The 23,229-nt window shown below is 44.3% G+C and carries 16 protein-coding genes; 4 read left to right on the top strand and 12 right to left on the bottom strand.

Annotation, left to right across the window (positions count from 1 at the left end; translation table 11 throughout):
- Positions 1-109: 109 nt before the first annotated feature.
- The 8 genes from CXF65_RS11600 to CXF65_RS11565 all read right to left on the bottom strand — a co-directional run bounded on the left by CXF65_RS11600 (position 110) and on the right by CXF65_RS11565 (position 13,400).
- Positions 110-1,765 carry a BCCT family transporter gene (locus CXF65_RS11600; RefSeq protein ID WP_025651074.1) on the bottom strand — a complete coding sequence of 552 codons (1,656 nt, stop codon included), beginning with the start codon at positions 1,763-1,765 and terminating at the stop codon, positions 110-112.
- A gap of 250 nt (positions 1,766-2,015) precedes the next feature.
- On the bottom strand, positions 2,016-3,665 hold the full coding sequence (locus CXF65_RS11595) for a BCCT family transporter (protein ID WP_025651073.1): 1,650 nt from the start codon (positions 3,663-3,665) through the stop codon (positions 2,016-2,018).
- A gap of 319 nt (positions 3,666-3,984) precedes the next feature.
- Positions 3,985-5,238 carry a PQQ-dependent sugar dehydrogenase gene (locus CXF65_RS11590; RefSeq protein ID WP_101212140.1) on the bottom strand — a complete coding sequence of 418 codons (1,254 nt, stop codon included), beginning with the start codon at positions 5,236-5,238 and terminating at the stop codon, positions 3,985-3,987.
- A gap of 332 nt (positions 5,239-5,570) precedes the next feature.
- Positions 5,571-8,168, bottom strand: coding sequence for an ATP-dependent chaperone ClpB (clpB, locus tag CXF65_RS11585; RefSeq protein ID WP_101212139.1), 2,598 nt, complete (start codon positions 8,166-8,168; stop codon positions 5,571-5,573).
- Positions 8,169-8,624: 456 nt separating this feature from the next.
- A complete protein-coding gene (locus tag CXF65_RS11580; protein WP_101212138.1) occupies positions 8,625-9,212 on the bottom strand; it encodes a L,D-transpeptidase family protein in 588 nt (195 codons plus the stop codon).
- Positions 9,213-9,344: 132 nt separating this feature from the next.
- Positions 9,345-10,130, bottom strand: coding sequence for an SDR family NAD(P)-dependent oxidoreductase (locus tag CXF65_RS11575; RefSeq protein WP_101212137.1), 786 nt, complete (start codon positions 10,128-10,130; stop codon positions 9,345-9,347).
- Between the two features lie 100 nt (positions 10,131-10,230).
- Positions 10,231-11,934 carry an AMP-binding protein gene (locus CXF65_RS11570; protein ID WP_101212136.1) on the bottom strand — a complete coding sequence of 568 codons (1,704 nt, stop codon included), beginning with the start codon at positions 11,932-11,934 and terminating at the stop codon, positions 10,231-10,233.
- A gap of 323 nt (positions 11,935-12,257) precedes the next feature.
- Entirely contained in the window at positions 12,258-13,400 is a 1,143-nt protein-coding gene (locus CXF65_RS11565) for a DNA topoisomerase IB (protein ID WP_101212144.1), read from the bottom strand.
- A 180-nt stretch (positions 13,401-13,580) separates the two neighbouring features.
- On the opposite strand from CXF65_RS11565, the gene CXF65_RS11560 reads away from it, so the two are divergent.
- Entirely contained in the window at positions 13,581-14,033 is a 453-nt protein-coding gene (locus CXF65_RS11560) for a GNAT family N-acetyltransferase (protein WP_101212135.1), read from the top strand.
- A gap of 120 nt (positions 14,034-14,153) precedes the next feature.
- Here the strand turns inward: CXF65_RS11560 and CXF65_RS11555 are convergent, their stop codons facing one another.
- From CXF65_RS11555 to CXF65_RS11545, 3 genes are all read right to left on the bottom strand, one after another.
- A complete protein-coding gene (locus CXF65_RS11555) occupies positions 14,154-14,438 on the bottom strand; it encodes a pyrimidine/purine nucleoside phosphorylase (protein ID WP_101212134.1) in 285 nt (94 codons plus the stop codon).
- Positions 14,439-14,480: 42 nt separating this feature from the next.
- A protein-coding gene (prfB, locus tag CXF65_RS11550) for a peptide chain release factor 2 (RefSeq protein ID WP_101212133.1) occupies positions 14,481-15,576 on the bottom strand; the annotation gives its coding sequence in 2 pieces (ribosomal slippage) (positions 14,481-15,503 and positions 15,505-15,576; 1,095 coding nt in all).
- A 116-nt stretch (positions 15,577-15,692) separates the two neighbouring features.
- A complete protein-coding gene (locus tag CXF65_RS11545) occupies positions 15,693-16,394 on the bottom strand; it encodes an HAD family hydrolase (RefSeq protein ID WP_101212132.1) in 702 nt (233 codons plus the stop codon).
- Positions 16,395-16,587: 193 nt separating this feature from the next.
- Between CXF65_RS11545 and CXF65_RS11540 the strand changes: the two genes are divergently transcribed.
- A complete protein-coding gene (locus CXF65_RS11540) occupies positions 16,588-17,037 on the top strand; it encodes a hypothetical protein (RefSeq protein ID WP_025651062.1) in 450 nt (149 codons plus the stop codon).
- A 138-nt stretch (positions 17,038-17,175) separates the two neighbouring features.
- Here CXF65_RS11540 and CXF65_RS11535 read toward each other — a convergent pair whose 3' ends face one another.
- Complete coding sequence (locus CXF65_RS11535) at positions 17,176-17,712, bottom strand: gamma carbonic anhydrase family protein (protein ID WP_025651060.1); 537 nt, start codon at positions 17,710-17,712, stop codon at positions 17,176-17,178.
- A gap of 739 nt (positions 17,713-18,451) precedes the next feature.
- On the opposite strand from CXF65_RS11535, the gene carA reads away from it, so the two are divergent.
- Positions 18,452-19,684 (top strand): glutamine-hydrolyzing carbamoyl-phosphate synthase small subunit, encoded by a 1,233-nt coding sequence (gene carA, locus CXF65_RS11530; protein WP_037026301.1) that lies wholly within the window; start codon positions 18,452-18,454, stop codon positions 19,682-19,684.
- Positions 19,685-19,850: 166 nt separating this feature from the next.
- Positions 19,851-23,114 (top strand): carbamoyl-phosphate synthase large subunit, encoded by a 3,264-nt coding sequence (gene carB / locus CXF65_RS11525; protein WP_101212131.1) that lies wholly within the window; start codon positions 19,851-19,853, stop codon positions 23,112-23,114.
- Positions 23,115-23,229: the final 115 nt, after the last annotated feature.

Genomic DNA, 23,229 nt, shown 5'->3' with positions numbered 1-23,229 from the left:
TAGTAGGCTTGGGTTTTTTATTGACCTTATTAAAGTAGCTGAATAAAAAGTCCCAGCACAAGGCTGGGACTTTTACGTTTTATGGTACTTTTAGCAGATAGCTAGGCTATTAATCATTAGGCTCAATGATTTTTGGTGGACCTGTCAGTAAACCTTCGTCGCGGAACTCATTGGCTGAGTTATGCTCTGCCGATTCTTCGGTGATGAACCACTGCTGCTGACGATACAAAATCAATCTATCGCGGCTCAATCCCCGCAGTAGTGAATACATCATGATTAATATGACAACGGCAAAGGGAAAGCCTGAGACAATAGAGGCTGCCTGTAGCGCACCCAAACCGCCTGCCGCTAACAATACCGCCGCAATCACACCTTCTGTCCCTGCCCAGAATAAACGCTGAATCTTCGGTGGATTGGTATCGCCGCCTGAAGTCAGCATATCAATGACAAAACTGGCTGAATCTGACGAAGTAACGAACCAAAGAACAATCATCACGACAATCAACAAGTTAAGCGCTGAAGTAAATGGATAAGACTCCATTAGCTTAAAGATGGCACTACCCGTATCTGCTTGCACAGCTTCAACCAGACCAGGACTGGCCATATTAGGATCAATCGCTGCCATCAGCTCCATATGTACCGCTGAACCACCAAAAGCGGTGAACCATAAGAATAAAATGGTAATAGGGATTAATAACACGCCTAGTATGAACTCACGAATGGTACGACCACGCGAGATACGAGCGACGAATACACCGACGAATGGCGACCAGCTAATCCACCATGCCCAATAGAATACTGTCCATGATGACTGCCAGTTTTCTTGACCTTCATAAGACTCTGTCCACAGACCCAAAGGAATCACTTGATGTAAGTAATTACCAATGTTTTCAACGAAGCTGTTAAAAATAAACTGCGTGGGACCTAAGATAATGACAAAGCTTAACAGTACAATTGTGAAGAAAATATTGATGTCACTTAAGCGCTTGATACCTTTATCAAGACCCATCAAGAGCGACATGCCTGCCAACATAGTAATGAACGCAATCAAAATGATCTGTACGGTAATGTTATTCGGAATACCGAATAGCGTCTCAAGACCGGAGTTAATCTGCAGCACCCCAAGACCTAAGGTAGTCACCACGCCAAACATGGTACCGAATACCGCAAGTGTATCAACTGTATGCCCCATAGGACCATAGATTTTTTTACCGATTAACGGATACAGCGTCGAGCGAATCGCTAATGGCAAGCCAACACGGTAGTGAAAATACGCCAAAGCCAAGGCTACAATGCCATAGATTGCCCAGACGTGTAGGCCATAATGCAAGAATGAGATATTCATCGCTTGTTTGGCCGCTGCAATGGTTTCAGCTTCACCCAATGGCGGTGCCATAAAGTGATACAACGGCTCAGCGGTACCCCAATAGAGCAAGCCAATACCGATACCTGCCGAAAACAGCATCCCAATCCAAGAGACTAAATTATACTCTGGCTTCTCTGTTTGGTGCCCAAGCCTGATATCGCCGTATCGGCTAAATATCAAATAAATACTCATGAGCAGAGCTAAGTTGACCACCACAATAAAAAACCAACCAAAGCGCATAGAAACAAAGGCTTTTGCTTGGTTAAATACCAGCTCTGCTTGCTCGTTAAAAAAAGCACCAAAAATAATGAACGCGACGATCAAAATCGCCGAGGTTAAAAACACGGGTTTACTTACCCGTGGAAAAGGGCCCAGACGGCCAACTTTAACGTGATCCATTTAATAATCTCAATTTTTTAGGATGCCAACCTTAACAAGATACTTACGAACTATCAAATTAGGTTAACAACCATTTATTGTTATAAAGCAAAAAATCCTAAGATATCGGTTTATCTTAGGATTTTTTACGGTAAATAATTGATCGTTGCTTGTCTTAAATATTTTTTTAAAGCCTGTTTTAAAAACTTTCTTAAGGACTCAGATAACAGGCTTAATTAAAACAAGCAACAATCAGCATATCATTAATGCCCTAGTCACCCTTTGCAATTTTAGGTGGACCTTTTAGCAAATGCTCATCGACGAACTCATTAGCCGAGTTATGATCAGCAGACTCTTCGGTGATGAAATATTGCTGCGCACGATATAAAATCAAGCGATCGCGACTTAAACCACGCAACAGCGCATACATCATGACAAAGACTACCAGAGCAAACGGCAAACCTGCCACGATAGCGGCGGCTTGTAGCGCACCCAAACCACCAGCTGCTAATAATATTGCAGCAATGACCCCTTCCATCGTCGCCCAAAACAAGCGCTGAATCTTTGGCGGGTTGGTATCGCCGCCTGCCGTCAACATATCGATGACAAAGCTTGCCGAATCAGAAGACGTGACGAACCATAATACAATCATGATAACAATCAGCAAGGTCACAGGTTTTGTCAGTGGATAGTATTCGACCAGTTTAAAGATCGCACTACCGGTATCGGCTTGCACTGCTTCAATCAGTCCAGGACTCAGCATGTCAGGGTTGATCGATGCCAATAGCTCCATATGGATAGCAACACCGCCAAACGTAGTAAACCAGAAGAATAAAATCGTCATTGGGATTAATAAGACTCCCAAGACAAATTCACGAATAGTACGACCACGACTGATACGGGCAATGAATACGCCGACAAAGGGTGCCCAACTTACCCACCACGCCCAGTAAAATATCGTCCAGCCGCTTTGCCAATCGGTATTGCTATAGGCTTCGCCCCACGCCGATAACGTCACAATCGACCCTAGATAATTACCGATATTTTCGATAAAACTGTCGAAGATAAATAGCGTCGGACCCAAAATCACCATAAAGACCAACAGAATACCCGTCAGTCCCATATTAATATCACTTAGACGTTTGATGCCTTTATCAAGACCCAGCATCAAAGAGATACATGCCATGGCAGTCACAAATGCAATAATCGCAAATTGCACGCCCAAACTATTAGGAATACCGAACAAGTTCTCCAGACCAGAATTTATCTGCATCACCCCTAAACCCAAAGAAGTCACTACCCCAAACATCGTACCGAATACTGCTAAAATATCAACGGTATGACCCCAAGGACCATAAATCTTGCGGCCCAATATCGGATACAGCGTCGAGCGAATCGATAATGGCAGACCACGGCGAAAATGAAAGTAAGCCAACGACAATGCCACGATGGTATAAATCGCCCAAGCGTGTAAACCCCAATGTAAAAACGAGATGTTCATCGCTTGTTTGGCCGCTTCTATTGTCTCCGCTTCACCAAGTGGTGGGGCCATAAAGTGATACAACGGCTCAGCCGTACCCCAATAAACCAAACCAATACCGATACCCGCCGAAAACAACATCCCTATCCAAGAGATGAGGCTATATTGCGGACGTTCTGTTTGTTTACCCAAGCGAATATCGCCGTAACGGCTCATGGCTAAATAGATACAAAAAACGAGTGCCACGTTGACCAAAACAATAAATAGCCAACCAAACTTATCGGTAATAAAGCTCTGTAAAAAACTAAAAAGTGCGCCGGCAGCTTCCGTAAAAAAAGCGCCAAAAATAATAAATCCGACAATCAACAACGTCGAGGTTATAAACACAGGTTTACTGACCCGTGGAAACGGACCCAATCGACCTACTTTTACTTCGTCCATGTGCTAATCTCGTTATATAAGGGCTGCTACCTTAACAAAATAACCTTTGATTATCAAATAATTACAAAATATAGCCATCAAGAAACACCCTATTTGCTCTAATGTTTTCCTATTCTTAAACTTATCTAAAAATATGATGTATAGATGGTAACAAGTCAAAATTCTGGTTTAGAGTAAAATAAAAGCCATCTACTCTATTCATTTTCTAAGCTTTAAAACTACAAAAGGTGCTGGATTTATGGTAAAAATCGCAGTACCCTTTATGTAGATTTATGAATTAATTTTAACAGTGCTATCATTCACTCTTTATAGCAATATACTATTTAGGTAGCAATTGCAGTAACTTAGCCGCATCGCCGTCCTCTAATAACCAGACTTGTCCATCCACGTTCAGTACACTACGAATACGCTTCCCCATATCATAGCGGTAACGTTCAGAGGCACTGTTGCTGTCATCAAAACTCACTATGATGAGCGCTTTTGATGACAGGCCGCTGATTAGCGCATTGCCTTGCCATGCTGGAAAATCATTATGAGTCCCGGCTGAATATATACTTAATGAAGAAGGTGAGATGACGGGTGTCCAAGTCACTTTGGGCGCAGTCAAGTCAGGCCGAGTGTCATGGTCAGGAATGTCTGTACCCGAATAATTACGACCGTTAGAGACCAGCGGCCAGCCATAGTTATTGCCTTTTTCGATTAAATTAAACTCATCACCACCTCTTGGCCCCATCTCATTTGCCCACAGCCGACCACTGTCATCAAAGGCCATACCCAGTACGTTACGATGCCCAGTTGTCCAAAACTGTGCCTTAATTTCCTTATTTTCGTTGGCGAATGGATTGTCTGCGGGTACGCTACCGTCAGGGTATAGTCGAATGATTTTGCCCAAGTTGACGCTCATATCTTGCGCTGGCGTTTTTTCTTGCCGCTCACCTGAACTGATATAGAGATAGCGACCATCGGGAGAGAATAGCAAACGGTGACTATAATGCCCCTGCCCTTTTACCTTTGGCGTCTGCTGCCAAATCGGGGTAATAGATTGCAGACTAGGAGCAGCGCTACCTATACCTGAGAGCTTAGCGCTAATCACTTTCGCGCCAAATTTATTGTCATCAGCGCCCGTGCCGCTTTCAATATAACTGAGATATATGACATTACTGGTAGCAAAATCTGATGCTAGAATAATGTCACCTAGACCGCCTTGCCCGCCATACGCAACGGTCGGCACACCGCTTACTTCGGTTTTAGTACCGGTAGCAGTATCGACCATGAAGAGCTCACCGGTCTTTTGGGTAACCAGTAATGTTGGTGGCTCATCATTGGTATTGGGTAGCGCGGTCATCGCCCATGGTTCATTAAAGGTAGCGACAGTCTTAGTGGCAAAGGCAGGTTTTTCAGTGCTCGCTGCCGAATCTTTGGCAGAAGCCTGACCTTCTTTGTACTCTGTCAGATCTGCATCGGTATTGACTGCTGATGGGTTTGAGCACGCAGAGGCGCTAAATAGCAGGGCTGTTATGATTAACGGCAAGATTAATGGCGTGCTAATATATTTTTTATTGGTCATCATCATGATGTCATCTCCCTTAATGTTATATTGGCTTTATTAGGGCTTAAGTGATAGTGCGTGAAAAATAATATCGAACCATCACGCACTGCTGATATCCATTTTTCTTGCTTGCTGTGCCTGCGCGGACAGAGGCGACAAAAAATTGATATCAGCAATACCATCGTATTTTTAGGATATTTTGACTATAGTTATAACATAATCAAAGTATGACAACGGTAAAATGATTATAGAGCGCAAAGTAAAAACCCCTTATCTGCCTATATAAAAAATAGACAAATAAAGGGTTGGTTTTAAAGCATAACCGTCATTTAGCAACAATTATTTAGCGTTTACTATTAGCTCATTCGAAGCTTATCAAAGGTAAGCTTATCATCAGCGCCGACATCGACTTTGATGATATCGCCAGCGACAAAGTCACCAGACAGCAATTTTAATGACAGCGGATTTTCGATCTCTTGCTGGATAGCACGTTTTAGCGGACGCGCACCATACACAGGGTCATAACCCACGGCGACCAGCTTGTTCATCGCATCAGAGGATAGCTCGATGTCCATCTCGCGCTCATGCAAACGCTGACGTAATCGATCCAATTGAATGTCAGCAATACCTGCCATTTGCGACATACCGAGCGGATGGAAAACCACAATCTCATCAATACGGTTGACGAACTCTGGACGGAAATGCTGACCGACAGAATCCATGACCTCCGCTTTGATATCGTCGTAGCTTTCGCCAACCATCTCTTGAATTTTATGCGAGCCTAGGTTACTGGTCATGATAATAACGGTGTTTTTAAAGTCCACCACGCGACCTTGCGAATCGGTCAAACGACCATCATCCAACACTTGTAGCAAGATATTGAACACATCAGGGTGCGCTTTTTCGACTTCATCAAACAATATCACGCTATAGGGCTTACGACGTACCGCTTCGGTCAACGCGCCACCTTCTTCATAGCCAACATAACCTGGAGGCGCACCCACTAAGCGACTGACGCTGTGCTTCTCCATATACTCACTCATATCGATACGAACAATCGCATCTTCAGAGTCGAATAAGAAGTTCGCCAATGATTTGGTCAGCTCGGTTTTACCGACACCAGTAGGCCCAAGGAACAAGAACGAACCAGATGGTCGATTCGGATCCGACAAGCCCGCACGGCTACGACGCACGGCATTGGCGACCGCTTCGACTGCTTCATCTTGACCGATGACGCGCTCGTGGAGTTTCTCTTCCATCGCCAGCATTTTGTCACGCTCGCCTTGCATCATTTTACTGACCGGAATGCCCGTGGCGGCGGCAACCACTTCGGCAATTTCATTATCCGTGACCTTGTTACGTAGTAGTTTTACCCCACTATTTTCACCAGTCTGCTCTTTTTGCTCAGCCAAGTCCGACTCATGAATTCGGCGCTCTAACTGCGGAATGGTCTCATACTGCAGCTTACTCATGGTCTCATAATCGCCCTCGCGGCTGGCTTTATCATAGGCGATACGCGCTTTGTCTAGCTCGTCTTTTAGCTGCTGACTGCCTTTGACCAGCGCTTTTTCTGCTTGCCAAATCTCATTGAGATCGGCGTACTCTTTTTCTAACTCTTCTATTTGTGCATCAAGTACTTTACGCTCGGCTTGCGCGCCAGCGTCTTCTTCATTTTTGAGCACTTCACGCTGCATTTTTAACTGAATCAAACGGCTATCAAGCTTGCCAAGTGACTCAGGCTTGCTGTCCATCTCCATACGCAGACGACTGGCAGCTTCGTCGATTAAATCAATCGCCTTATCCGGCAGCTTGCGGTCAGTAATATAGCGATGGCTCATGCGTGCGGCAGCAATAATCGCACTGTCTTGAATATCGACCCCATGATGCAGCTCGTAACGCTCTTTGAGGCCACGCAAAATCGCAATGGTATCCTCGACCGTTGGCTCATCGACCAATACTTTTTGGAAGCGACGTTCAAGCGCGGCATCTTTTTCGATATACTTGCGATACTCGTCCAAAGTCGTCGCACCGACGCAATGCAGCTCACCACGGGCTAGCGCAGGCTTTAGCATATTACCCGCATCCATCGCACCTTCTGATTTACCCGCGCCAACCATGGTATGTAGCTCATCGATAAATAAGATGACATTGCCTTCTTGCTTGGCCAAATCACTCAATACGCTTTTGAGGCGTTCTTCAAACTCACCACGAAATTTTGCGCCGGCAATAAGCGCACCTAAGTCTAATGACAGTACTTCTTTACGGCGCAACCCTTCTGGTACATCACCATTGATGATTTTTTGTGCTAAGCCTTCGACGATAGCGGTTTTACCCACACCCGGCTCACCGATAAGTACTGGATTATTTTTAGTCCGACGTGACAGTACTTGAATGGTGCGGCGAATCTCTTCGTCACGACCAATGACTGGATCCAGTTTGCCAAGCTCCGCCTGCTCAGTTAAGTTAATCGTATATTTATTCAGCGCGTCACGTTGATCTTCCGCGTTTTGATTGTTCACGGTTTCATCACCACGTAATTGTTCAATCACGGCTTTTAATTTGGCTGCCGTCACGCCAGCGCTTTCAAATATTTTTTTGGTTTCGCCTTGTTCAGCGAGTGCTAATACCACCCATTCAGTGGCAATAAAATCGTCGCCTTCTTTTTGCGCTTGGCGATCGGCCAAATTCAAAATTTTGACCGAATTAGGGTTCAAATTAACGTCACCTGTTGGTTCGCTAATCGTCGCTTGATTATCAAGCGCCTTTGCCACGCCATTTTTTAGCGCAGGAATAGACGCGCCCGCTTGCTGGCAGATAGACAAGTTAGACTCGTCTTGCAGCAACACGGCAAGCAAATGCACAGGATCAATTCCTGTATGGTCGCGCCCTAGCGCCAAACTTTGGGCTTCTTGAATCGCAGATTGCAATTTTTGGGTAAATTTTTCGAACCTCATATTGGTGTCCTTTTATAATTAATAATATTTTATATCTGATAGTAGCTGCGGCTTTTTATAAGTATCAAACAATGCCCAAGCTTTTCGTTGTTATCTATATCAGGTTTGTTGAGTAATATTTCAATATCAATTTAACGGTTATCAACAATCAATAATGGCTTATCAATATCAGCTCCTATCAATAACAAGCCAATAGCAAGCAGTGCGCAGTGCACCTGATTAATATAAACCTTACTTATAACAATGATATGACGATAAGGCATTAATAGGCACATTGATGAGCTATTTCAAGGGAATATAGGAAAGAAAAATAGGTAGTGTTAAGTTTGTGAAAAAGAGAGAAGAATAGTTTAGGAGTGTGAATAAATCGTCGAAAAAAATATGCGGTTATTACAAAATATCTAAAAAGCTAATCAACTCAGCAAGCATTAAGTATACATAAACCTTAAAAGTGGCTTATTCAACAATTTCAATCGCGGTGCCTACTTTCACAGCCGCCATGATTTCATCCATCTCATCATTAGTGACGGCGATGCAGCCATCTGTCCAATCGCGTTGTTGATTGAGCCCGGCTAAATGACCAAAGCCATTCATTTGCCCATGAATCATAATGTCGCCACCTGGATTGACGCCGCGAGACTTAGCCCGTGCTTTATCTGCCGCATTTGGGTAGCTGACATGGATGGAGCGATGGGCTATTGAGTTTTCATTTTTATAATCTAAGGTATAGTAGCCTACTGGTGTGCGCTGATCCCCTTGTTGTTGCTTATGTCCTATCGGGCTGTCACCCAATGCAATGCGATAGGATTTGACCACGATATCTTTGCTTAATAACTTTAAAATGCGCTCAGACTTGTCAACAAAGACCTTATCGACAATGAGCGTGCTAGGAATAGACTGACCTTTATCAACCGCGTTTTTTGCCTGCGAGGAGGTTTTGACATAGCCTATCGCACTGGTACTAATGATGGCAGTCAGACCAAGTCCTATCGCAATAAACAACCAACGAGATTTGGTGCTAAGACTGAAAGAGAAAAATGACATAGGCTTTGGTCCTTATAAGCAATGCTTGATAGCAACGAGTCATAATATATCAAAGCACTATGTCATATTTAATGATCAGGTTTTGTGCAAAAATGATGAATAAGATAACAACGTGTTCTGGCAGTTGTCAAACTAAACCATACGAATGGCACCATCAAGACGAATCACTTCACCATTTAGGTAGGCATTATCAATAATATGGGTCACCAGTTTGGCAAACTCATTCGGTGCTCCTAGGCGCTTAGGATAAGGAACGGCTGATTCTAATTGCGTGCGTGCTTTTTCCGGTAAGCTCTCCATCATTGGGGTGGCAAAGACACCCGGTGCAATCGTCATCACGCGAATGCCATGACGAGTCAGCTCACGAGCTAATGGCAGCATCATACCGACAACGCCAGCTTTAGATGAGGCATAACTGGCTTGCCCGACTTGCCCATCAAAAGCAGCGATAGAAGCAGTATTGATAATGATACCATTGTCCGCGTTCTGCTCACTATCAGGGTTCACATTCGCTGCTACGCGCTTAGCAATACTAGCTGCTACTAAACGTGCAACATTGAACGAGCCCACTTGATTAATCATAACACCGCGACTGAACTGATCGAGATCAGCAGGATTGTTTTCACGATCCAGTAGCTTTTGCACCACGGCAATACCTGCACAGTTAATAGAACCTTGCAGACCACCAAACTCTTTTTCTGCTGTATCTACCGCCACTTGCACCTCATCACCACTGGTCACATCACAACGAACAAAACGCGTATTATCGCCCAGCTCAGCTACTAGCGCTGACCCTACTGTTTCATTCAAATCAGCGATGACGACCTTGCCACCTTGAGCGACGATAGCGCGAACCACGGCTTCACCCAATCCTGATGCACCGCCGGTGACCAAAAAGCTATTTTCTTTAATCTGCATATTATTCCCTTAATAAATTTTTGTTTGATATTGATGTTTAACGTTTTTATAACTGCTCTTTTTATAACTGCTCTGCGCCCCTACTCTGGACCAAGAGGCTTCAATCTGCAGACAGGCTACGCAGCAAAAAGCGCTGAATTTTACCGCTTGGTGTTTTTGGTAGTGCACTCACAAATTCAACTTCCCGCGGATAAGCGTGAGTCGATAAACGTTTGCGTACCAAGTCTTTGATTTGCTGAGCAATCTCTTCAGAGCCCTCGATGCCATCTTTGAGTACCACATAGGACTTAATCGTATGCCCACGCACCTCATCAGGTATACCAACGGCAGCAGACTCCGCGACCGCTGCGTGCTCGAGCACAGTGTTTTCGACATCGGTAGGACCGACCCGATAGCCTGCCGTGATAATGATGTCATCATCACGTCCTGAAAACCAATAGCTGCCGTCACTATGACGCTCGACCACGTCGCCTGTCAAATAGTAATCTTCAAAAAACGCTTGTTTTTCATTCCAACTATAGCCTCGGAAATAAAACGCAGGCGACTGACTGACCACGACTGCCAATTGTCCTTGCTCACCATCGGGCAATACTTGCATATCATCATCGAGCACTACCAGCGTATGCCCCGGTAACGCCATGCCCATCGAGCCGACTGGACATTCATGCGCCAAAGCATGATGCTCGCAGCAGGTCATGCCGGTCTCTGTCTGCCCATATTGATCGCAAACCTGACAGCCCAAATGACTTTCCACCCAACTTACTACTTCAGTATTCAGCGTCTCCCCTGCCGAGTTAGCGCAGCGTAGAGACAAGGCGTTATCGTCATTTGCGGACGATGCATCAAAAACACCACTCGATTTCATCATCCGAAAAGCCGTTGGCGATGACGCTAGATTGGTAATCTTATGGCGCACCATAAAGTCGCGGGTATTGGTCGCATCAAAGCCTGCTTCGTTAAAGTAGGTCGTGACCCCTAATAATAAAGGCCCAGTAATCGCATAATATAGCCCATATGCCCAGCCGGGGTCTGCCATGTTCCAGTAATTATCAGTCTCGCGCAGATCAATCGCATAACGCATATATAGATAAAAAGCAGGCAACGCCGCTAATGGCACACTAACGCCTTTTGACTTGCCCACCGTACCTGAAGTAAACATTTGCAAGAATGGTGCATCCGTATCTAGCAAAACAGCTTCTATCGCTTGCGGCTGCGTCACCCTCATCTCGTGATAATTGTCATCACCCCAAGCGTCGCTATCATGAATACTGCCAATAAGTACCATTGTGGCTTGTTTGGCCAAATCTTCAAACTTGCCACGATTTTCCTGATTGGTAAATACCACCTTGGTATTGGCCTTATCCATACGGTACTTAATCGAATCGTAACCAAAAGCGGTAAATAGCGGCTGGTACACTGCCCCAATGCGCCATGTCGCTAATACAACCGTTAGTAATTCAGGCGTGCGCGGTAGCATGGTGGCGACTTGGTCACCGGCTTTTACACCATAGGACAATAATAAATTGGCAACTTGCGCACTCGCTTCATCCAACTCGCCAAAGCTCATGCGCGTTATGTTACCGCTAGTATCTTCATGGACTAAGGCCGTATTGTCCGCGCGACCGTCACGCACATGGCGACCACAGCAAGCCATGTAAGCATTTAATCGATCATCCAAATGCGCGCCAAATATTTCCTCTAACAACGCATTCATCTCGAAGTTATTATAATAATCACTATAATTGATGGGTGTTTTAGAAGTATCCGCTGTAGCGTGCGCGGTTTGTGTAGATGAGGTATTCATGGGCTAATCCTTTAGCGGTGGAGATCGAGCTGAAAACATCAATTGCTATCACAACAGTCGATATCCTATAGACTGTGTTACTTGATAAAATTGGGCGTTAATCATTAGGGTCTGTTAAAAAAGCACGTTAACATCTAATTCAATACATAACGTATCATTTATAAATATCTGAGTCCAGATAATTATCTTACTATTAGCAGTTGTTAGACTGCTATATATTCTTCTAATGTGCTTACTTTATAAAGCAACTATTCCCGAGGCCTTTATTTTATAAGCCTCTTATTTTCTAACGCAGTTACTCTAGTGCGCTTAGTCAAGTACGCTTAATCGAATGTACTCAAAAAGCCCAGCAGTGCTTTTTCTTCACAGCTTTGATACTTTCGAGTGCGTCCACGGCGCGCTTGTTTATAGGGCTCAAAAAATTGACCTGCCAAAAACCGTTCAATAATAACAGGGTGAATATAGGATGCTCGGCACACGCTTGGGGTATTGCCAAGCTCATCTGCCACTTCTTTAACCATATCAGTGACCAACTGTTGGCGCGTCCGACTGTCCGGCTCGCTAGTCAATATCTCTTTGCCACTGGCGGCTTCAAGCTCGTCATACAGATGACTGGCAGCCAATACACTGGCCATCCAAGTACGAAAATCCTTGGCACTATACAGATTGCCACTATATAAATGATCGCTTTTATTATTGCTGGCATCAGTGCAAAGGTGCTTACGCAAATAATCATTGATATCGGCACTATCGACGACTTGCTTATGACCATTATCATCTAAGTATTTAAAAATTTGATAACCGGGCAGCTCAGAACACGCTTGTACAATCTCAATCAAACGCTCATCCTGCAATTCGATATGATGGGCTTTGGCACTTTTTCCGACGAAATCGAATGCCAAGCCATCGTCTATCTCGCTCACATGTTTGCTACGCAATGTACTGAGACCGTAGCTTTTATTCATCTTCGCATAGCGGCTATTACCGATTCGAATTAACGTCGTCTCAAGCAATTTAACCACGGCAGCCAGTACATTGGCGCGTGATAGCGGCGCTGCTTCTAAGTCTTCTTCGACTTGCGCACGTAGGTTTGGCAATGCCTCCGCAAAACCTATCATCGCATCGAACTTGGCTTGGTCACGTACCGTATCCCACTCAGGATGATATAAGTATTGCTTGCGCGCTTTGCCATCACGACCGGTCGACTGCAGATGACCCTTATCATCTTGGCATATCCATACCTCTGACCACATCGGTGGAATGACCAAGGCATCAAAACGCTGGCGCAAAGCCTTGTCTTTCACCGTCTTGCCAGTAGCATCTCGGTAAGTAAAACCGCGACCCCAACGCTGACGACTATAACCCGGTTCATTATCACTGACGTAGCGCAAATTCGCCCGACGTGCTAAATGCTCATAATCGTGACGAATATCCTCTGAGGTCGTTTGTGCAGCTGCTTTGGTCATAAATAATACACTTTTAAATAATAGTGGTTTTAGCATAATTAACTATGAGAATTTTTGCTGTTTACTTGCCACGGATAAAGTGTAATCGCTATGTAAAAATGCTGTATAGAAGGGTTATCAATTATGATTGATTGCGTCATAATTGAACGTCTGTCCATTAATAAAATCAAGTGAACACCCATGAAAAATATTTCGATAAAAATAATCCCATTGTCTAAAGCTGATTACGATGCTTGGTTAAAATTGTGGCAAAGTTATTTAATTTTTTATGAAACTCGTCTGCCACCAAGTACCACAGAAAAGACTTGGCGCAACCTGCTTGATAGCAATATGCCAATTTATAGCTTTGGGGCATGGGTCGATGAAACGCTGGTAGGTATCACGCATGTCGTGCTACATCCCAATACATGGAATACCACCGAATGCTGTTACTTAGAGGATCTGTATGTTAGTGAGTCTGCCCGCGGGCAAGGCATAGGACGCGCACTGATTGAACAGGTTTATGACTTTGCTGATAAGCAACATTGCAACCGTGTCTATTGGACCACGCAAGAAGGCAACACCACAGCACGCAAACTCTATGATGCCATCGCCACTCAAACAGACATGATGCAATATCGTAAAGACCTATAACTTTGATTGGCTGCATGTTGCCAGTCTACTATCTTTAAATTTATCCAGAATAATACGCACAAAAAAACGCCAAGCGTTAAACACTTGGCGTTAATTATTATATTACTACTTTAAAATCGCTTATTTACCATATACACATAAATAAGCAGTTTCCACTTCAACTTTAACATTGAATTTCTGATTGGCTTCAACGGTAAACTGCTCGCCCGCATTAAAGGTTTGCCACTCAGTGCTTTCTGGTAGCTTAACTGTCAATGCACCACTCACCACACTCATGGTTTCAAATTCGCTAGTACCGAATTCATACTCGCCAATTTCCATCACGCCAACGGTAGCGGGCTTGGTCACGGTTTGAAAAGCAATAGAAGTGACTTTATCATCAAAATAATTATTAACGCTTGGCATAATTTTCCTTAATAAGGTTTTAGGTAATATTTGAAAGTTTTTTTACAATCCCGCTTTTAGGCTCGCTTCGATAAATTGATCAAGGTCGCCATCTAGCACTGCACCGGTGTTAAAGGTTTCAACGCCAGTACGCAAGTCTTTAATACGTGAGTCATCCAGCACATATGAGCGAATTTGACTGCCCCAACCGACGTCAGATTTACCATCTTCGACCGCTTGTTGCGACTCCATACGTTTTTGCATCTCAAGCTCATAAAGCTTGGCACGTAGCATCTTCATCGCCGTCGCTTTGTTGCCATGTTGGCTACGCTCGTTCTGACAAGTCACCACCACACCACTCGGCTCATGAGTAATACGCACCGCAGAGTCAGTGGTGTTCACGTGCTGACCACCCGCGCCTGATGAACGGTAAGTATCGATACGCAAATCAGCTGGGTTGATATCAATCTCAACGTTATCATCAATTTCAGGCGAGACAAAAACAGCGGCAAATGAGGTATGGCGACCGTTGTTACTATCAAATGGTGATTTACGCACTAAGCGATGCACGCCAATTTCGGTCCGTAACCAACCAAAGGCATAATCGCCTTTAATCTCAATCGTGGCTGATTTAATCCCAGCAACGCTACCAGAAGATACTTCAATCACATCAACTTTAAAGCCATGCGCCTCTGCCCAGCGCGTATACATGCGCAGTAGCATCTCGGCCCAATCTTGCGCTTCCGTGCCGCCACTACCCGATTGAATATCCAAGTAGCAGTTGTTTGGATCCATCTCACCACTAAACATGCGACGGAACTCTAAGTCCGCAACGCGCTTCTCCGCATCGTCAAGCTCGGCTTGTACATCAGCAAGTAACGACTCGTCTTCTGCTTCTACCGCCAGCTCCAGCATGGCAGATGCATCTTCTAAGGTGGTCTCAAGCGAGACCACGACATCGATGACGCCATCAAGCTGGCTTTTCTCTTTATTAATCTTGGTTGCACGCTCTGGATCATTCCATAGCTCGGGGTTTTCTAATTCTAAATTGACTTCTTCTAAGCGTTCTTGCTTACCATCGAAGTCAAAGATACCTCCGCAAGTCCTGTCCACGCTCAGATAGATCTTTGATTTGTTCTTGATACGGATTGATTTCCATAAGTATTCCTGTCTTTTTAAATAGATATCTCATTGATATGGCGCTATTTTAAATGAGATTGACGATAAATAGTTGACTAATTATCAATGCCTTTATATTAAATAATCATAGACCAGCTAAATTGACCAATCCTCTACTGCCCAGCGATGGGCTAACGCATGCGCATGCAACGCGTCATCAGGGGACACGCAAATAGCCACATCCGCCCATTCAAGCAAAGGAATATCATTTTTGGAATCTGAATAGGCATAGGTTTTATCAAATTTTATGCCAGCCAGTTGCTTTTTATTCAGCCACTTATCGAGATGGTATATCTTGCCTGCCTGAAAGTTTGGTTTGTCCATCAGCTTACCAGTATAGCGCTGATCTTTGATTTCCAAAGGCGTAGCCAAGACATTGGCATCTTCAATACCAAAACGTTTAGCGATAGCCGACACTACAAAGTCATTGGTCGCCGAAATAATCACCACATCATGACCTTTTTCGACATGATGACAGAGCGCCTCCATCGCTTTTGGACGAATATGAGGCTCGATTTCAGTCTTAATATAATCTTCTCGCAACTCATGCAGTCTATCCATCGGCAAGCTAGTCAAAAACTGGGCGACGAATTCATTATATTCGGTCGCATCAAGCGTGCCTTCGATGTACTGTTCGTAAAATGCTTGATTGGCTGTACGATATTCAGCTTCATCAACGAGGTTATGCTTGACGATATATTCGCCCCATAGGTAGTCGCTATCGACATCGAGCAAGGTATGATCTAGATCGAATAACGCCAATTCTTTTCCATCAGTGTGTGCTTGAGTTGCCTGCATAATTGGAGCCTTATGATTTTTTAAGGGAATGATTTTTTGAATGAAAAATATTTTAGAGAAAATATTGGATATAAAATGTGCTGATAATTCTCTATAAGCCTACTGTTCACCGAACAAAATTATGCTAACTTGTTTACTTTAAAATCTCATTAGCTTATCTTTAGCTTGCTTGATAATAACAATAGAGAACCTTATGAAAGCGCCTGATGATAAAACTGCTTTGTTTAATCGACCGCGACGCCCTGCCCGCTCCATCAGAGAAATTAGGCGACGGCAGTTAGGCAAAAGCTATCAATCGCCTTTAGAGCGTCTGCTTTATGCGCTGTTAAATGGCTTGATGTATGGCTTTGGCGGCTTACTTATCGACCTTGCGATTGTTGTCATTCGCTCACTTGCTGGCATGGGCAATGGCGAGATATTCTGGTTATTTACGCCGTTTATGTTGGTTTTGGGTGCTTTAATAGGCTTTATCGTTGGCAAAAGCGCCGGTGCCGAGAGCGTCAATGCTTTGCATAATGATGAAACTGGCAACAACAATGCTTATCTTAACGACTACTCGATACGCCATGACGTTTTTCGTGGAATAATCATCGGTATTATCATTTTTGCCGTTATTTGGCTTATCATGATGCTAATGGCATAAATAACATAAAAGCTTCTGCCCCAAAATTATTTGCTCAAAAAACGTTTCAATAAAGGATGAGAAATCAATAACGCTCAATCTGCTTATCACTTATAAAACGATTATCTAAAGATAAATCAATGCTCACTTTTATATTGATTAATCAGGCATGGCTATTTCTTTTAAGCCAGTCTTAAATGTCTGACAACGCTCGCTATAATGCAGCGCAGACCACTTCATCATGGCAGCTTGCTCATCGGTCAAGGTTTTGACTACTTTTGCAGGTGCGCCCATTACCAGAGAATTATCTGGAATCTCTTTGCCTTCAGTGACCAACGCTTTGGCACCAATGATACAATTTTTACCAATTTTGGCATTATTTAAAATAACTGCACCGATGCCAATGAGACTATTATCACCGACTTCGCAGCCATGCAGCATCGCTAAATGACCAATGGTGACATGATCGCCGATCTTTACTTCGATGCCTGCATCGGTATGAATGACGCTGTTTTCTTGCACATTACTATAATCACCGATATGAATGCGCTCATTGTCCCCGCGAATCACCGCCCCAAACCAAACACTGGCTTGATGACCCAAATATACATCGCCGATGACACGTGCGGTATCTGCCACCCAACCGTTAAATGGAACGGCAAACTCAGGCACTTTGTCTAAATATTGGTAAATCATAACGGGTCCTTGTTACATTGGGTATTTTAATAATTATATTCGGTTCAAAGCTATATTTATAACAGCGCCGTCCATTGTGGCAAAGCTACCTGTGAAAATCTAGCTCTTTTAGTATTAGATTTATGGTTATATCAGTCACGAAAATTCATTTTTATAACTTAGGCTATTTTATATATAGTTAGAATATCCTAGAAACGCGACGGTATTGCTGATATCGATTTTTTGTAGCCTCTGTCTGCGTAGGCACAGCAAGCAAGAAAAATGGATATCAGCAGTGCATGATTTATCGATATTACTTAGGCCATTTTATATGGCTCTTATTTTAGGCAATCATGTTCTTTAAAGACGACCATACATATGCATGTCACGCAAATTTTAAACAAAGCCCAAGTATACAGATATCGGCTTTTAGCTAAGTTAATATCGGCTATTTACTACGATCAGCAAAGCCACAGTCATCAACCTTGAGAATCGGCTGGCTATCTTAGCGGATATTGTATATAATGCGCAAAATCTGTGCCTAAGCGAGCGGACATGATGCAAGTTACCTATTCACTACCTAGTGAGTTTTGTAGTTTCCATCGATAATGTCTTCTCGCTTTTTTGTGGAAAAATTTTGGCTTTAGTCCTTTTTTGTTATAGCTTTAAGAGCAGCTATAACCCTATAAATAGTGATTATAAGTCAATATTTTCACCCACAAATCATGATGGCACTCACCAATAACAGCGGAGGCAACCCTTGAATTCATCGGCAGAAATACAAGCAATTTTGGCACTAGCAGACGGTACGATCTTTCGCGGTGTGAGTATCGGCAGTCTTGGTCATCGTGTCGGTGAAGTGGTCTTTAATACAGCCATGACAGGGTATCAAGAAATCCTGACCGACCCAAGCTACGCGCGCCAGCTCGTCACCCTCACCTATCCGCACATTGGTAATACTGGTACCAATGCTGAAGATACGGAGTCTGGTAATGGACACCAAGTATGGGCAGAAGGCCTGATCATTCGTGATGCAACGCTGGTTACCTCAAACTTCCGTAACTCTGAATCGTTGAGTGATTATCTACAGAGCCATGATACGGTCGCTATTGCTGATATAGATACCCGTCAGTTGACCCGCCTACTACGTGATAAAGGCGCTCAAAACGGTTGTATCATGACCGCATCTAACGGCGACACGATTAGCAGCGAAGACGAACAGCAAGCCATCAAACTGGCGCAAGAGTTCGCTGGTCTTGAAGGTATGGATTTAGCAAAAGAATGCTGTACGCCGACGACGTTTGAGTGGACCGCTGGTAGCTGGGATTTATCAGATACCTTGCTTAATCGTGATGTAGCTGGTAGCCATGATAGCGGTACGGGCGGCTTCTTTAAGCATTTGGGCACGCACGTTGAAGCAAAATATAATGTTATCGCTTATGACTTTGGTACCAAAACCAATATCTTACGTATGCTAGTCGACCGTGGTTGTCACGTCACCGTTGTACCAGCACAAACGCCTATCGCTGACGTGCTAGCGATGAATCCAGACGGTATCTTCTTATCAAACGGTCCTGGTGACCCTGCTGCTTGTGATTATGCCATCGATGCGGTACGTCACATCATTGAAGAAACGGAAATTCCAACTTTTGGTATCTGCTTAGGTCATCAGCTGATTGGTCTAGCCAGCGGTGCAAATACTATTAAAATGAAAACCGGTCATCACGGTGCCAACCATCCAGTTCAAGACTTGGCTACTGGTACGGTGATGATTACCAGTCAAAACCACGGTTTTGCGGTTGACGAAGACACCTTGCCTGCCAATGTTAAATCGACTCATCGCTCATTATTCGATGGTACTAACCAAGGGATTGAGCTGACTAATAAGCCGGTCTTTAGCTTCCAAGGTCACCCAGAAGCCAGCCCTGGCCCGCATGATGCTGCGCCATTGTTTGATAAGTTTGCAGAGATGATGGCAGCAGCGAAAGCGTAAGTTATCAATAATTAGCTGTAAGTAAATAAAAATTATTAAGAAGCATAAAGCTTGAATCACTAACGGTGGTTCAAGCTGCAGCATACCAAATACGATAAGCGTTATTGAACATATCGTTAAAATATAGATTACTCAAAATATCACCCAAACGAAGGTAGCCCTAACTATGCCAAAACGTACCGACATAAAAAGCATTCTTATCATTGGCGCAGGCCCTATCGTCATCGGTCAAGCGTGTGAGTTTGACTATTCAGGCGCGCAGGCGTGTAAAGCGCTAAAAGAAGAAGGCTACCGCGTCATTTTGGTCAACTCAAACCCTGCGACCATCATGACCGACCCTGTCATGGCTGATGCAACTTATATCGAGCCGATTACTTGGCAGACGGTTGAGCAAATCATTGCTAAAGAACGTCCTGATGCTATCTTGCCAACGATGGGCGGACAGACTGCACTAAACTGTGCCTTAGAGCTAGACAAGCATGGCGTATTGACCAAATACAACTGCGAGCTGATTGGCGCGACCAAAGACTCAATCGAGATGGCAGAAGACCGCAACTTGTTTGATAAAGCCATGAAGCGCATCGGCCTTGAGTGCCCACGTGCTGAAACGGCTGAGACCATGGAAGAAGCCTTTGCAACCCAAGAAAAAATGGGCTATCCATGTATCATTCGTCCCTCATTTACCATGGGCGGTTCAGGCGGCGGTATCGCTTATAACCGTGATGAATTTATCGAAATCTGTGAGCGCGGCTTTGACTTGTCGCCAAACCATCAATTACTGATCGATGAATCATTAATTGGTTGGAAAGAATATGAGATGGAAGTGGTTCGTGACAAAAACGACAACTGCATCATCATTTGTGCAATTGAGAACTTTGATCCAATGGGCGTGCATACCGGCGACTCAATCACCGTAGCTCCAGCACAAACGCTGACCGACAAAGAATACCAAATCATGCGTAATGCTTCATTAGCAGTACTGCGTGAGATTGGTGTGGAAACGGGCGGCTCAAACGTGCAGTTCGGTATCAACCCTGATACTGGTCGCATGGTTGTCATCGAGATGAACCCACGCGTATCACGCTCATCAGCATTGGCATCAAAAGCCACTGGTTTCCCGATTGCCAAAATCGCAGCAAAACTAGCCATTGGTTATACGCTTGATGAACTACAAAATGACATCACGGGTGGCAAAACGCCAGCAAGCTTTGAGCCAGCGCTTGATTACGTCGTCACTAAGATACCTCGTTTTAACTTCGAAAAGTTCCCGCAAGCCGATAGTGTTTTATCAACGCAAATGAAGTCAGTCGGTGAAGTCATGGCGATTGGTCGTAACTTCCAAGAGTCGATGCAAAAAGCGTTACGCGGTATGGAAACTGGCAATGATGGTTTTGATGAGCAAATTGACTTATCAAAAGTAAGCGCCGAAAAAGCGCGTAGCGAAATCATCAACCGCCTAACCATTCCAACACCTGAGCGTATCTACTACGTTGCTGATGCCTTCCGCGTCGGTATGAGTGTCGATGAAGTGTTTAACTTTACCAAGATTGACCCATGGTTCTTGGTACAAATCGAAGATATCGTGAAAACTGAAGCTCAAGTCAAAGCGTTAGGTTTTGGTGGTTTAACTGAGAAGAATTTACGCAGCTTTAAACGTAAAGGTTTATCAGATTTACGTTTAGCAAAACTCCTTGGTGTCTCACAAAAGCAACTCCGTAAAAAGCGTTGGGACTTAAACGTCTATCCAGTCTATAAGCGCGTCGATACCTGTGCCGCAGAATTTGCCACCAGCACCGCTTATATGTACTCAACCTACGATAGCGAATGTGAAGCCAACCCAACGAATAACAAGAAAATCATGGTTATCGGTGGCGGTCCTAACCGTATCGGTCAAGGTATCGAGTTTGACTATTGCTGTGTACACGCAGCCCTTGCGATGCGCGAAGACGGCTACGAGACCATCATGGTCAACTGTAACCCTGAAACGGTTTCAACCGATTATGACACCTCTGATCGTCTATACTTTGAGCCAATCACGTTAGAGGACGTACTAGAAATCGTCCGTATCGAAAACCCTGATGGCGTGATCGTACAATTCGGTGGTCAAACACCGTTGAAACTGGCTCGCTCTCTTGAAGCCGCTGGTGTAAAAATCATTGGTACTAGCCCAGATGCGATTGACCGCGCAGAAGACCGCGAACGCTTCCAGCATATGATTCAGCAATTGAACCTTATTCAACCAACCAATGCTTTAGCGACGAGCTTAGAAGACGGCTTAGTTAAAGCAAAAGACGTTGGTTATCCGTTGGTAGTACGCCCATCATATGTACTTGGTGGTCGCGCGATGGAAATTGTCTATAACGAAGACGAGCTAAGACACTACTTGCGTACGGCGGTACAAGCATCGAACGAAGCGCCCGTACTATTAGACCGCTTCTTAGACGATGCGATCGAAGTCGATGTCGATTGTGTTAGCGACGGTACAGACGTCGTGATTGGCGGTATCATGCAGCATATCGAACAAGCAGGCGTGCACTCTGGCGACTCAGCCTGTTCATTGCCACCTTACTCATTGTCTGATGAGCTGTGCGATGTGATGCGCGCGCAAACGGTCGCCATGGCAAAAGAGCTTGGTGTTGTCGGCTTAATGAACGTCCAGTTTGCCGTAAAAGGTAAAACGATTTATATCTTAGAAGTGAACCCTCGTGCTGCCCGTACCGTGCCGTTTGTCTCTAAATGCATCGGTACTTCTTTAGCGCAAATCGCGGCGCGCTGTATGGCTGGCACCTCATTGAAAGACCAAGGCTTTACCACTGAAATCGTTCCAGCATTTTTCGCGGTCAAAGAAGCGGTATTCCCGTTTGCGAAGTTCCCTGGCGTTGACCCAATCTTGAGCCCTGAGATGAAATCAACGGGTGAAGTGATGGGCGTTGGTAAAACCTTTGGCGAAGCATTTTATAAAGCCATTATCGGTAGTAATGAGCGTCTGCCAGGTCTACCGACCGAAGGCGAAACCAAAACTGTCTTTATCTCAGTACGTGATAGTGACAAAGCACAAATCGCCCCTATCGCTCGCCAGCTTGTTGACTTTGGTTTTAACATTGTATCAACCACTGGTACGCAAAAAATATTGAGCGACGCCGGTATTGAGTGCAAGCAAATCAATAAAGTTACCGAAGGTCGCCCGCATATCGTCGATGCCTTGAAAAATGGTAAAATCGACCTTATTATCAATACCACTGAAGGCAAACAGGCACAAGAGGATTCATTCTCTATCCGCCGTAGTGCCCTGCAAGGTAAAGTGTTTTATGTGACGACTTTAGGGGCGGCAGACGCGGTTTGTAAATCTTATGGCATTGACCTACCGTTTGAGGTCTATAAGCTACAAGATTTGCACGAACAAGCAAAGACTATTGACGTGGCTGAATAATTTCAGTAGATTAAGCATAACCGTTAGGCTTAATCAAAGGCCTATTCGAGACTGATTAATTATTTTGACACGACAGCAGTGCTTAAAAACGATACCTTTAACAGGGTAGACTCAA

It is taken from the genome of Psychrobacter sp. Sarcosine-3u-12, from assembly GCF_002836005.1.
GTDB classification, from domain to species: Bacteria; Pseudomonadota; Gammaproteobacteria; order Pseudomonadales; family Moraxellaceae; genus Psychrobacter; species Psychrobacter okhotskensis.
Note: the sequence above shows the minus strand (reverse complement) of the source record. Positions and strands in the feature narration are given on the sequence as shown.